Here is a 13,746-nt window from a genome sequence, read left to right on the forward strand (position 1 = left end):
AGCAAAATGTACATGAATTAACTTTAGTTTAAGCTGGCTTTACCTATAATACCATCAAGATTCCTTATTATACTTAGTACAAAGTACACAACAGTTAGAGAGGCTGTATGTAAAGCAAATGAATATGTGAAGTGAAAAGGCCGACTCTTATAATTATGAGTGGGCCTTTTGGTTTTATGGATATCAAATTAGTGAGCAACATTTCAAAGGGTATCTTGTGATATAACTAAGTAGAATTTTTTAAACAAGGGGATGATGAGATGAATAAATTGAAGGGGAAAATTGCATTAGTAACAGGGGCTAGTAGAGGAATAGGCCGAAGTATTGCATTACATTTGGCACATGCTGGTGCGTTAGTCGTTGTTCACTATAGTAAAAGAAAAGAAGAAGCAGAAAGTGTAGTGGATAAAATTAAACAAGATGGCGGTTCCGCATTTGCGATTCGTGCAGACTTAAGTACTTTTAATGGCATTAATAACTTGTATTCAATGATGGATCAATCTCTTCAAAAATATATAGGTAATACTACATTTGATATCCTTGTAAACAACGCTGGAATTGGGCAGGTTTTAACATTAGAGGAATCTACAGAGGAGTCTTTTGATGAGGTTATGAATATTAATGTGAAAGCTCCATTTTTCATTATTCAGAAGGCTTTGCCACGTTTAAAAGATGGGGGAAGGATTATAAATATTTCGTCTTTTGTCACAAGGGTAGCCTCCCCAAGTGTTTTTGCCTACAGTATATCTAAGGGGGCAATAAATACACTCACTCATACTTTAGCTCAACAACTTGGTGTTCGTGGTATTACAGTAAATGCAATTCTCCCAGGCATAATTAACACAGAAATGAATGCTGAGACATTGGGCAACCAAGATGGACAAAAATATGCTGCAGGTTTATCGACCTTTAATAGGTGGGGGGAACCTAATGATATAGCTGATATTGTAGGTTTTCTTTCATCATCAGACAGTCGTTGGATAACTGGTGAGTTAATTGATGCAAGTGGTGGATCTTGCTTATAATATTAGAGGAAAAGCCAACTTAAATTAAGTTGACTTTGCAATTCTATTATTTGTTTGTTAAACCAGTGAACTATGTATCATTTTTTAGTTCTTAGAATAGTCACCTTGAGATGGGGCCAAATGTAGTAAGTCAATCAGGGGAGAGAACTAATTATGCTTTAGTATGATTTATGATAAGTATAAATGGTAAAAAGCAATGAATATGCACAATTTCATATGTAAATAGGTACTTTTTGTTAACTCTTTTAAAGGGAAGGAAATGTATGAAATTATTATGATAGAATCAATTTGTATTAAATCGAAAGGGGATGAGAGTATGCTAAAAAGAATGATTATAGGAGTTTCATCATTATTAGTGGGAGCAACAGTTGGCTTAGCGACTGATGTATCCGCAGCACCTGCACCACCATTAACATCATTAAATGTGGTAAAAGTTGAATCTCAATTAGGCGGGGTTGAATTTATTGGTCCTAATAATTTAAGTACAGCTAAAGATCACGGAGGGAGCTATTTATACATTTATACAAATGAAATGGGATATGGTAGAAATCCAATTGCTCAAATGAGTGGTCAAAAACTAAAAAAAGTAGATTCTAAGATGATTGATATAAATGGGGATAGAACAGTGGATGGATGGGAATATAAATGGGATGCTTCAGGACAGCAAAATGGGCAATTTAAATATCAAAATACATCTACAAATGCACCTTGGAATACATTATCTACGTCATTAAATATTAAATAAACTAACAGAAGAATTCGATGTTATTTTTTTATGTTTGTTATATATGTAACGTTTGGATACCTAAAGGAGTCTACGTTTTTAAGTAGGCTCTTTCTAACTAATGATAAGATATCAGCAAATAGATAAACTATTTTTTCTAATCGAAAAATTAAAAGTTTACATAACATTTTTCTGGTAAACAATTCTAGGTTTAATAGTGTAATCAATAAAGTAAGGGAATCTTTCATAAAATCAATTAAGTTATTTAGTGGGTCTTTCATCATAAATATCTAAAACTACATATTTATGAAATTTTATAAAATTTTCACTTTATATTTAGTCCTAAATCATACGATTTTAATACAAAATACTATAATTTGATTAGTAATAGCAGTGAAAAAAACATTAAATATATCTAGATTTTAAAGCTAATGTTACTTTATTACGTAATTTGTTTAAAGGGATATATAGGGTTATTATTCAATGTAACTAAAATAATTTAAAAGGAGATAGGAAGTTATGTTTAAAGTAAAAACAAGGGGAAAAATAAAAGAAATTGTTATGGTTTCAACGGCTTGTACCATGTTGTCAATGTATGGAGCACCAATTTCTAGTACAGAGGCAGCAACCCGATCTCATGCCCCATCAGTTTATGTAACACCACAGAATACTGCTGCTTCAGATATTATTAGCATAGACTGGTCACCAGTCCAAACAGCACCTTATACATATTGGGCTGTGCATAACTGGAATCAGGGAGGAGAAGGTGGTGGTTATGCGGGCTTCCAACAACAAAGTGGTTTTGATCAATTCGGTAAACGTACCCTTCACTTTGCGCTTTGGGATCCAATAGCATCAAACCAAGCAATAAAAGCTGAATATTTATCGCCGACTTCAGAAGCCAGTAGATTTGGTGGAGAAGGAACAGGTCTAAAGGTACAAACAACTTATAATTGGAAAGATAGTGAATGGTATCGAATGACTCTACGTTCTTGGCAAGAAGATGGCCATACAAAGTTTGGCCAGTGGATAAAAGATAATAAATTAAATCAATGGAAGTTAGTTGCTATTATGGATCATCCAGTTGCAAATGTGGCATTTAACTATGGTTTATCGATGTTTCAAGAGGACTGGGCTGGTAATGGACAAGATGTAAGAGAAGCACGTCTTAAAAATGGATACAGCAGAAAAGTTTCAGATAAACAATGGAATTCTTGGAATAATCAGCGTATCTCTGGGCAACATGATACGTCCTATCAATACGATGGAGGAGCAACTTCAGAATATCTATGGGTTAGGGCAGGAGGAAATACTCAATCAACTATTGGTACTGGAAAAACCTTTAATATAAATCAGCCTAGTCAACCAGAAATGGGAAATTTAGATTTTGATATTCAAAATACTCGCTTTGAAGATGGAAAATTAAATGTTTCATGGAAATTGAAAGAACAAAGTACTCCACAGTTTAAAGGGAAAATTGAAATCTATGACAATGAAAAGTTAATGGGACAACCTTTGAAAGTAATCGATAATATTAAGTCTTACAAAACTGAGGTAAGTCAAACTATGCAATTGCCTCAAACGGCTTTTGCTAAAATTACATTAACAGACATATTTGATCGAACTGTAGAGAAAAAAGTAGAAATTACAAATGAAAATTCTGATATTTTAGTAGGGAACCAATTTGCATGGTCCCTAAAAGGATATAGTGATCGAGAAATTGCAAAAGTAGATTATAATAAAACAGCAGAAGAGCTGAAAATCAAATTAGAAGCTGGTGTGCCGCATTCTTATTTCAATAGCACATATGCAAGTATTAAAGTCCAGAATTCATCTGGTAGCGTTTTGTACAATAAGGAAATTATGGGAAATAGACAACAAAATGCTGAAACCCAAACAGTACCTGTAAAAGTAGGAGATTATTTAGAATTCACTCATATAGAAGGGGAAGCAGCAAAGGAAAAAACACGCGCAACATTAACGAATCTTGAAAATAATAAAAATGAGACTATTGGAAAGTCAGCAAGGTATGAGGTTACAAAAGAGGGATTAAAGAAAGTAGAAAAAATGCCAGAGACAACAATTCTAGATGGAAAACAATTTGCATGGTCCCTAAAAGGATATAGTGATCGAGAAATTGCAAAAGTAGATTATAATAAAACAGCAGAAGAGCTGAAAATCAAATTAGAAGCTGGTGTGCCGCATTCTTATTTCAATAGCACATATGCAAGTATTAAAGTCCAGAATTCATCTGGTAGCGTTTTGTACAATAAGGAAATTATAGGAAATAGACAACAAAATGCTGAAACCCAAACAGTACCTGTAAAAGAGGGAGATTATATAGAATTTACTCATATAGAAGGGGAAGTGGCGAAGGAAAAAACACGAGCGACTTTAACTAACCTTGAGAATGGAAAACAGGAATATATAGGAAAGAAAAGAACATATCGGGTTACATCTACAGGTTTAATCAGACAATAGACGTATTAAAAAGTTGGGGGAATCCCCAACTTTTTTTATCATTTTAGTCAAGAGGATTCCTTCTTCAAGGAATGCGAAGTGAGTAGGTGGAGATAAACTGGCTTCGAATAACGGATAGCAGGAAGCTTTATCAATAAGTATGCAAATATTTTAAAAACTAATTTTTATACAAAAAGTGTATACTTATGACAAAAAAGTTTCATTAAACCAATAATTTTGTTTTTGGGTAAATTTAAGGTGCGTAATTAATATGCATTTTTTAAGAAAAATGCATAATTATGTCAAATTTTCTTCATTTACATGACCATGAACGTGGTATAAAAATGAAGCATATCCAAAATTATTAAAGGAGCTGAAAAAATGATTAAAAAACTTATTATTGGTTCTATTTTTTTAGGAACAGCAATAGGAGTAAGTAAACCTACATTTGCTTCAACAAATGATTCTCCATCACAGTTTCAAGATAGGGGAAATGCCCAAGTTCAATCAATACCATCACCATGGCAGTATTTAGGGCAAACCTCTAGGGAACTTCAAATTAAAACTAAGGATCCAAAAGTGCTTGCTTTTGAATTAGCAAAAGAGGCTCCATTTTACGAAGATGAATTAGTGGATGTGTGTTCTGCAATCTTAAGAGAAAATGTAAATGTAGTATATTGGACAAGTAAGGAATGGGCTAGATTTGAAGTAGGAAATTACGAGTTTAAACATGAAATGAAAATTTATAGAGATAAAGAACGTCAGCAATTAATTACTTCACTAGAATCATAAAAAAAATAGAAGCTATCTTTAGTAAGATATGCATCCAATGTAGACAGGAAAAGAAAGCACATAAAACTGTTTCGATATTGGAAAGTAAACTAAAAAAACAAGTATAATTACTTGTTTTTTTTAGGTACAGTAATTATTTAGAAGGCTTAGCTTGTGCATGGTCACCTACATTAATTGGATAACCATAATCCGCTCTACAACATGATTGGGATACAAAAGCTAGAAAGATATCAATCCATTTATTTTTAAATTGAATTAATATTCCTCCATCATGGTATGATTCGTTATATTTTGAAAAATCATTTCACAAGCAATATGTAATACTTTATGGGAACATTATTAAATTTGAACGATATTAACAGAACTTTGTTGATAATTAGCTAAAAAAGTATTGTACGATTAAATACATTGTGTTACATTTGTGTTACAAAACTATTACTTAATGTTATTATTGTTTCGTTAATGTTTCTTGTTGTTTCTGTAATGTTACGAAATTTATAGATGTTTTATGTGTATAGGAGTGTGTGTAGTAAAGAGTCTGAGTTGAAAATAAGTGCACACTTTAAATTTCCTTTCTGTCTGAATGAAGAAGACTACCAACTAATTAAGGGGTTTAAAGTAAAAACTTTAAATAAAATGTGCTTCCTTTCCCACACACAATTTAGTACATATTTAAAGTACAGTCTAGTTGCTACACAGACTCTTGTACATATAAACATTAAGGTGAAATAGAGATAAGGATTTATTACATAAAAAGCATTACTTAGCTAAACGTAAAAATATTATCTGTGCATTTTGATAAAATGTTAAAATGCCTAGATGATATTTTTTAGAAGATTTCTTGGATATGTTTATGAATAACAATTTCTAATACTTAATGATTCTCTACTGCTAAAATATCCAATAATTTATGTAATTGGATTTATAAGGTGTATGTACATTCACTTATATAGGGAAAATGAGGTTTTTCATATGAAGTATAGTTATAAAGTTTTTATATTTATTTGGACAATTATTTTATTGTTTTTTCTACTTTATTATGGTTACAGTGAATTTTCCGACACCGAGCAGGTGCCAGTCATAACAATCAAAAAATAGAAGTGAAAAATATTGAGAAAACCAAATGAGATAAAAATAGATACAGTAGAAAGACTACTACAGGAAGTAATTAATCGTACGAAGTTAGATGAAATATTGGAAATAAAAAACTTTAATGGAAAATATGTTGATTGCTGCTTGGGGAGAAAATTGTAGATATCACAATTGGTATAAAGATATTCATGAGTTATTCAGAGGTTACGATTTACACTGCCTTAGGAAAAAAAGGATAGGTTTCCGAGAAACCCTTTATATTTAAGTAACGATTCAAGCTAATAGATTACATAAAATCAGAGCGGATTGTGCATCGTCTTATTCGAACTACAAGAAACCATAAACGAACAAGTAAAGCGGGACTTAGAGTAAACTGTAATGGTGAAACAGGAGGAGACGCATGGGTGTGGTGTTCAATTTGTCATGAAGAACATCCCGTTCTTTTCTGATATGTTTCAATATAATCAAGGAAACCCCTATCATTCCTTACCATTATGTCAGCACACATATATGGTATACGCTCATTTAACAGAGAATTATGTAGGGGAAGATTTATTTCTTCTGCAAAGTGCTGCAGCATTCCATGATACAGGTAAACCGTTTTGCCGTGTATTTAAAAAGCTCAAAGGGTACCATTCGTATTATGGTCACGAATATGTCAGTACTCACATCGCTTGCCACTTTTTAATGGAACTTGGTTTCGAATAGGAGTTTATTGAGAAAGTATTAATGATTACAGAGTTTCATATGAAGATGTTACATGGCGGGGAAGAGGCAGCACGTGAAATCTATCATTACTGCGGTGATGAGATGCTTACGAAATTATATTTTTTCCGAGATGCAGATGCAGATGCATTTGCGAAGTAGAGAAGGGAAAAAATGCTTGTAAATATCCACGAACATTGCACGTTCCTTGGTCGATAGGGGTAACAAGTGATGACCGTGTTCTACAAAATATGGACGGATTTGAAACTCAAGAAGTAATCGTACTAGAAAAGTTAGATGGTGAAAATACATCCCTTTATAAAGATGCTATTCATGCAAGGTCGTTATCAAGTGGTCATCACCCATCGAGAACATGGGTAAAAACGTTACAAGGAAGTATGGGGTATAGAATTCCAGAAGGATGGCGTATATGTGGTGAAAATGTATATGCTTGTCATAGCATTCACTACACAGCACTGACTTCCTATTTTTATGTCTTTTCAATATGGAATGAGAAAAATGAATGTTTATCGTGGGATGCAACAGTTGCATGGTGTAAAAAGTTAGGCCTTGCACACGTTCCAGTGTTATATCGTGGCCCTTATAATGAAAAGGTAATTCGTTCGTGCTACAACGGTACTTCACTCTTTGGAGGGATTCAGGAAGGGTATGTACTTAGATTAACGGATGCGTTTCACTATAATGATTTTTCAAAATCCGTAGGGAAATTTGTTCGAAAAGACCATGTGCAATCCAATCAGCACTGGATGACACAAGCGGTTATCCCCAATAAATTAGCAAAATAAAAACACGCAATTCCAAATGGAACTGCGTGTTTTTTCGTTTTCTAACATCATTTGACGTTCATGTATGGTTACTCTTATCAGAGAATATACTCCCTAACACGGAAAACTATTAATTTATTAGTTTTTATTCGTAACTTTTAAAGTATCTAATACAACTTTAGTCGCGTCAGCAATAAGCTTATCATTATATTCTGCATCTTCTTTATCATGATTAGAAAGGATGGCAAGAACAATTGGCTTTTTGTTTGGTGGCCAAATAATCGCAATATCATTCCTTGTTCCATAAGATCCTGCGCCTGTTTTATCAGCTACTTCCCATCCTTTTGGTACGCCCGCACGAATCAACTTATCACCAGTCGTATTTCTCTTCATCCAATCTACTAATAATTCACGTTTCTCTGTTGGAAGTGCAGATCCTAATGTAAATGATTGAAGTGTCTTAGCGATCGCTTCTGGTGTACTGGTATCGCGCGTTTCTCCAGGATGTACTTCATTTAATTCAGGTTCAAATCGTTCAGATTTAGTAACCGTATCTCCTGTTTCTCTCAAGATTTTTTCAAATGCGGATGGACCACCTAATTTTTTAAGAATTAAATTATGTGCCGTACTGTCACTATATCGAACAGAAGCATCTGCAAGTTCTTTTAACGTCATTCCTGTATCCACATGCTTTTCTGTAATTGGATTATAATTAGAAAGGTCTTCACGCGTATACGTAATCCTTTCATCAAGAGCTTCTATTGAGTTCTGACGTAAAAGAGCTCCCGCTGCTAATGATTTAGATGTAGAGGCAAATGCAAAACGATCATTTGGATGATAAGCAACAGTTTGATTTGTACCTGTATCCAGAGCATAAATACCAAGCTTAGCATTATATTCTTTTTCAAGCTTAGCAAAAGAATCATGACCTGTATTTTCTTGTTTAATTTGCTTTATTTGTTTTGTTTGCTTAGGTGGTTCAGATGGAGTATTACTATTAGAACACCCTATTAGTGTTACACATGAAAGTAATACGACAGGTACAATCTTTTTGTAGGTAAAGAACTTGTTTAAAACGTACATGAATTTTCAACCTCTTTCAACAATATATGGATTTTGTTTTGGTATTTTAAATACCGATGTTAATTAAAGTGGGTGTTGGATACCAATACTTCTGAAGTTGAATTTTAACAGGATAAGCAGAACCAAAGCGTTTATATGAATGAACGGTTACTGTTTAGGGTGTTTCTTTTTTGCTTACACTTGTAATAGTTTACCTGTGAAAGTATTAAACTCGTAACATTTAAATGAAGTATTTCAATACACACTTTTTTTACATCACTTTACTTTTGGGAATAATAAGTCCTTTCATATTTTTAGGAATACACATAATAGACACTCTAAGTAATAAATTTGTTCCATTTTAACTTGGTGAACGGTAAAGAAAATACAATGAATTGTAAATGAAACCTGTACGGGAGTATAGTACAGTGCATATGAAAAACCCCTCAATGCTATCTCTGAAAAAATCATAATTCTCGGCTTTATAAACTGTATTTTCAAAAACATTGCGAGCTTGTAAGAAAAATGAAAGGTAATTCAATATGAGATAAACAACCTTACTACTACAATGAAAAACAGAATTATTCTTAAAAATCATGAGATACGATATCAAGTTATTTGCGTGTTTAATATATTTGACCAAATATTCCAGTTTCAATAGGAAAAGTCGAATCAGACCATTAACGAATGGTATATTATTCGTATTTTGGAAAAGTCAAAATGTAGACAAGCATCTTCTATCAAATCTCATTCTTAGTGTGTACATTTGGAGGGGATTTCTCATATGAAATTAGTAAAAGTAACAGATGTTAGTTAGGAGAAAGATGATAATGTTAACAAATTCTATGGGAAGGTGAAGAAAGAAGGTAGCGTAGGTCTATTCCTACGTGTATATCATTTAGATAAAAAAGGTGTAACAGCTTGGGAGGAAGTGCAGGAAGACGAGCTTCCTAAGAAAGTAAAAAAAAAACTAGGTGTGAAATAATCATTTATTTGTGATGGTGGATTCTCCTACGTCGAGGGTTTGCCGTTTTTTATTATATGTTATGTTGTAATTTTTTATATGAAGTATATTGAAAAGATAGGGTAGATCTTCTGGAATGATATTTCCATAATTAATAATTTGTACGTTAACCTTTCCATTATTACTAATTCCTTTTGTATCAACAAATTTCCCCACATATCCCTTTGTACCAATATCTTTTAAAGTACGTATAAAAAATGCCCTTTATCTTATCTTTATCTTATCTTTACCTTATCTTTAAATTTTTATATTAAACTTGAAACCTTAAAGTATTGATGTTTGAGTCTAAAAAGGGCGGGAGATAGATGTTCATTACATAGTTTGTAAATAACCAATTACCTTTGAAAAATTGAATTTTTTATACGAGGAGGAATATATGAAGGATACAAGTAAAAAACAAATTATAAAAGTGTTCCTTATTAGTATTTTAGGCTTAGGAATAATACTTGGAATGCTTTATTTTAATCATAAAACCAATATTCAACAAAATAAAGCACTAGCCACCGAAAAACGTGTATTGCAATATGAGTCTACCTTAAAAAAAGAATTAGAAAAATATAATTTAGGAGAGAAAACTGCAGTTTTATTAGGAATTATGTACCAAGAGAGTAGAGGTGAGGGAAACGACCCTATGCAGTCATCCGAATCACTTGGATTAAAACCAAATGAAATTCAAGAGACAAGCTTGAGCATTAAACAAGGGGTAAAACACTTTGCTAAAATGTACAAATATGGAACGGACAAGGATGTTAGCATGGATACAATTATTCAAAGCTATAATATGGGGCCAGGGTATATTGATTTTATTGCTAGTCAAGAAGTTAAACAACACTCGGAGGATTCAGCCAAAACGTTTTCTAAGATGAAGGTTGATCAAAATCCAGCGATGTATACTTGTGGTGGAAATAAAAATAATTTTAGGTATCCATATTGTTATGGTGATTTCACATATGCCACAAAGGTAAATGAAAAAACAAAACTTATTGAAGAACTTCTTCGAAATGTACATATCTCTTCTAAATAAGTTGCAGAATGAAATATAATGATACCATCAGTTATTAACAATAATATCTAAGAAAAAAACTACTTTCTTTCTTAATTCACAAAATTTTCAAAAATAAATTCCGTGGATGTCAATATTTGTTATATAGTATATTTGTCAAAGCATTACCCCTAAAGTTTCTAAAGTCAAGCTGTAAGATAGTTTGTTTGGCCCGTATTTTCACCTTAAAATAAAAAAACTTGTAGAGATTCCTGCAAGTTCTTTTTGTTTTAAGGGTTAAAAGTGGATTTTAAATATAGTTGCAATTTTTTGAGGGGGAAAAGTAAATGTTTATAAAAACAGAAAGATTATTAATACGAAAATTTGAGTTCAAAGATTGGCAAGCTGTTCATGAGTATACATCAGATATCAATGTTATGAAATACATACCTGAAGGGGTTTTTACTGAAGAAAATACAAGGAACTTTGTGAATGAAAACATTGGTGAAAACGCTAAGAACTTTCCTGTAGTATTAATTAATAAAGATATTCTGATTGGTCATATAGTTTTTCATAAATATTTTGGTGAGCATACATATGAGATTGGTTGGGTGTTCAATCCAAAATACTTCAATAAAGGATATGCTTCTGAAGCAGCACAAGCTACATTGAAATATGGCTTTAAGGAAATGAAATTACATAGGATTATAGCTACATGTCAGCCACAAAATATTCCATCATATCGAGTGATGGAGAAGATTGGAATGAGAAGAGAAGGCTATTTTAGGAAGTGTATACCACATGGGAATGAATGGTGGGATGAATATTATTACGCTATTTTAGAAGAAGAGTAGTTTTTTAGAACGCACTATTTAAAACGGCAGATTAAAAACAAGTAGGTTATATTTCTTCTGCATATGTTATGAAAATAGTATAATTTAAGAACCCACAATGAAGATAATTACTGATAAAGATATGGTAGTGATGAGATCAGTTGTAGGTTTTGGTGAAAAAAAGTTATCAAACTTGGACATACTAATACTATTCCTCTACAAAGGCTTATAAACGGTATGAAAACAAAACAGTTGTTCAAGTGTAAGAATTTTGAGCCTAACTTTATTTTGTAAATAGTGAGATGATACATGCGGTACAACTTGAATCTTCGTAAAGAAGTATTTCTACATGTATATTACACTGAAAAAAAGTGCAATAGCTTGGGAAGATGTGAAGATAGACGAGTTTCCAACAAAAGTAAATAAAAAAATAAATATGAAATGATTAGTTACTTGGTGCGGATTATGTTGGTCAAGATAACAAAATGTATTCAGTTATTCCTGTTGGATGGGGTGAAAAAAATAATCTTTGGGCTGAAGAGAAAAACGTAGGCGTGCAATCTAATGAGAATAATCCAAATAATTACAAGCCTCAAATAAACGAAGGCAAGAATATTGAAACGAATGATAAGCCCGCATCTAGTACAGCAGGTATAAAGGCAGATAATAAGCCCGAAGAAGCTACTACCAATTGTAAACCTAATAATAAAGAAGTTGAACAATATCATAATAAGGAACAGCAACATAAGGAAGTAGAAGGATTTAAGCCGAGCGATGCAGACATGGAGCGTATTAAACGACAAGAAGACCGGTGGAATACACCATCAGGTGGTGTTGGTGCTACATGGCAAGAAGAAATGAAAAAACAGAAATAAAATAACATACCTATTATACGGATTAAGTGAATTTAAAGTGGAAAATTTATAGTCTTTATTATATTTCATTATATTCATTCTATAAAATTCAAAAAGATTTCCCAGCACCCTGTCTATTAAAAAACATTAATATTGTTTTTGATATTGTCTTATAAGAAGGAATTCATTTAAGATATTAATTGAAAATATTGATTGGGAGGATGTTAGAAATGGAATTAAATAATGTGGATGGAATTAGTATAGAAAAAAGTACAAGTATTAACATGGAAGAAATGGAGTTATTGTTACTAGCTGATCCCTCAACAGAAGTAGTTAATGGATATCTTAAAAAGGGAGATTGTTTTGTTTTAAAAAAAGGTGCTGTTACTGTAGGTATTATGATTTTAATTCCTACCCGAACAGAAACGATTGAGATTATAAATATAGCAGTTTCCGAAAAAGAGCAAGGAAAAGGATATGGGAAATATTTACTTGGGTTTGCTATAGACTATGCTAAAAAAGAAGAATATAAAACTATAGAAATAGGCACAGGAAATTCTAGTTTAATGCAACTAGGCCTTTATCAAAAATGTGGTTTTAGAATAACCAGTGTGGATAAGGACTTTTTCTTACGAAATTATAATGAAGAAATATATGAAAATGGTATTCAATGTATGGATATGATTAGGTTAACGCAAAATTTATAAAAATTATTTGTACATAAAAATCGCAACCCCCATTAAATGTAGAGGGTTGCAATTTTTTTGATGTAAAGCGTCATTATGATTTTTGGGTAGCATTAAGGAGTTTATGTATTTGAGAATTATTACAAAATCAACAAGTGTTAATAAATTCATCTGTTATGTCAACAATTTGAATATATTTCAAATTGTTTTTTATAATTCAGATAGATTTTTTTCCATTAATTTTAATGAAAAGTAAAAAATATGAAACTCATCCATTTTAGTTATGGTTAAATGTTCATTTAAATCACTAAAAAATAGGATTTATTGGATAATTATAAGCATAATTTTTTCTTTATTCAAGGATGAAAATCGTACTAAATGTAGATATAACAACTATTATATTGTTTTAATGATATAAAAATATTTGGTTTTTTAAAAAAGAATTTTCTGAATTATAAATATTATTATATATTGAGAAAGTAAAAAAATAGAAAAATATCAATTGAATCCCAAAAAATAACGTGTGAATATTATAGATATAAATTACATCTTGATATTTCGCATGAATTTCTACAAATTTAGATGTTTATTAAATTAGGAGGATTGATAGTGCCAAAAATGTAGTTTGTTGCTAATTCAGTATTTTATATGCATCCATGGGATTTTAGAACGCACAGTTATTATTTGCTAGTAAGCATTTTAATATCAAATCTTTTGGGGAA

At 31.8% G+C, this 13,746-nt stretch carries 11 protein-coding genes and 3 pseudogenes; 12 read left to right on the plus strand and 2 right to left on the minus strand.

Going from position 1 to position 13,746, the window contains the following annotated elements:
- Positions 1-260 precede the first annotated feature (260 nt).
- The 4 genes from MR160_RS11430 to MR160_RS11445 all read left to right on the plus strand — a co-directional run bounded on the left by MR160_RS11430 (position 261) and on the right by MR160_RS11445 (position 5,001).
- Positions 261-1,025, plus strand: coding sequence for an SDR family oxidoreductase (locus MR160_RS11430; RefSeq protein ID WP_001037508.1), 765 nt, complete (start codon positions 261-263; stop codon positions 1,023-1,025).
- A gap of 259 nt (positions 1,026-1,284) precedes the next feature.
- Positions 1,285-1,770 carry a DUF4879 domain-containing protein gene (locus MR160_RS11435; RefSeq protein ID WP_000272949.1) on the plus strand — a complete coding sequence of 162 codons (486 nt, stop codon included), beginning with the start codon at positions 1,285-1,287 and terminating at the stop codon, positions 1,768-1,770.
- 498 nt (positions 1,771-2,268) lie between these two features.
- Positions 2,269-4,230, plus strand: coding sequence for a DUF3472 domain-containing protein (locus tag MR160_RS11440; protein WP_098900524.1), 1,962 nt, complete (start codon positions 2,269-2,271; stop codon positions 4,228-4,230).
- A 360-nt stretch (positions 4,231-4,590) separates the two neighbouring features.
- Positions 4,591-5,001 carry a hypothetical protein gene (locus tag MR160_RS11445; RefSeq protein ID WP_000592185.1) on the plus strand — a complete coding sequence of 137 codons (411 nt, stop codon included), beginning with the start codon at positions 4,591-4,593 and terminating at the stop codon, positions 4,999-5,001.
- A 133-nt stretch (positions 5,002-5,134) separates the two neighbouring features.
- On the opposite strand, the pseudogene MR160_RS11450 reads toward MR160_RS11445, so the two are convergent.
- A pseudogene (locus MR160_RS11450) lies at positions 5,135-5,290 on the minus strand (DUF2278 family protein); the annotation flags it as partial.
- Positions 5,291-6,471: 1,181 nt separating this feature from the next.
- Between MR160_RS11450 and MR160_RS11455 the strand changes: the two are divergent.
- The 3 genes from MR160_RS11455 (at position 6,472) to MR160_RS11465 (ending at position 7,604) form a co-directional block, all read left to right on the plus strand.
- The gene (locus MR160_RS11455; RefSeq protein WP_000240601.1) at positions 6,472-6,801 is read left to right on the plus strand and encodes an HD domain-containing protein; all 330 of its coding nucleotides are present in this window, start codon (positions 6,472-6,474) and stop codon (positions 6,799-6,801) included.
- Between the two features lie 21 nt (positions 6,802-6,822).
- On the plus strand, positions 6,823-6,960 hold the full coding sequence (locus tag MR160_RS11460; protein WP_000627208.1) for a hypothetical protein: 138 nt from the start codon (positions 6,823-6,825) through the stop codon (positions 6,958-6,960).
- Positions 6,961-7,049: 89 nt separating this feature from the next.
- Entirely contained in the window at positions 7,050-7,604 is a 555-nt protein-coding gene (locus tag MR160_RS11465; RefSeq protein WP_000348600.1) for an RNA ligase family protein, read from the plus strand.
- A gap of 117 nt (positions 7,605-7,721) precedes the next feature.
- Here the strand turns inward: MR160_RS11465 and blaIII are convergent, their stop codons facing one another.
- Positions 7,722-8,666: a class A beta-lactamase BlaIII gene (blaIII, locus tag MR160_RS11470; protein ID WP_000289420.1), complete on the minus strand. Its 945-nt coding sequence runs from the start codon at positions 8,664-8,666 to the stop codon at positions 7,722-7,724.
- 859 nt (positions 8,667-9,525) lie between these two features.
- On the opposite strand from blaIII, the pseudogene MR160_RS34835 reads away from it, so the two are divergent.
- From MR160_RS34835 to MR160_RS11490, 5 genes and pseudogenes are all read left to right on the plus strand, one after another.
- Positions 9,526-9,630, plus strand: a pseudogene (locus MR160_RS34835) (YxeA family protein); the annotation flags it as partial.
- Between the two features lie 415 nt (positions 9,631-10,045).
- Entirely contained in the window at positions 10,046-10,693 is a 648-nt protein-coding gene (locus MR160_RS11475; protein WP_000655722.1) for a lysozyme family protein, read from the plus strand.
- A gap of 305 nt (positions 10,694-10,998) precedes the next feature.
- Positions 10,999-11,505 (plus strand): GNAT family N-acetyltransferase, encoded by a 507-nt coding sequence (locus tag MR160_RS11480; RefSeq protein ID WP_000470152.1) that lies wholly within the window; start codon positions 10,999-11,001, stop codon positions 11,503-11,505.
- 428 nt (positions 11,506-11,933) lie between these two features.
- Positions 11,934-12,359, plus strand: a pseudogene (locus tag MR160_RS11485) (hypothetical protein); the annotation flags it as partial.
- A gap of 209 nt (positions 12,360-12,568) precedes the next feature.
- Positions 12,569-13,045, plus strand: a complete 477-nt coding sequence (locus MR160_RS11490; RefSeq protein ID WP_000422453.1) for a GNAT family N-acetyltransferase — start codon at positions 12,569-12,571, stop codon at positions 13,043-13,045.
- Positions 13,046-13,746: the final 701 nt, after the last annotated feature.

Source organism: Bacillus cereus group sp. BfR-BA-01382 (genome assembly GCF_022663475.1).
Classification (GTDB): Bacteria; Bacillota; Bacilli; order Bacillales; family Bacillaceae_G; genus Bacillus_A; species Bacillus_A thuringiensis_S.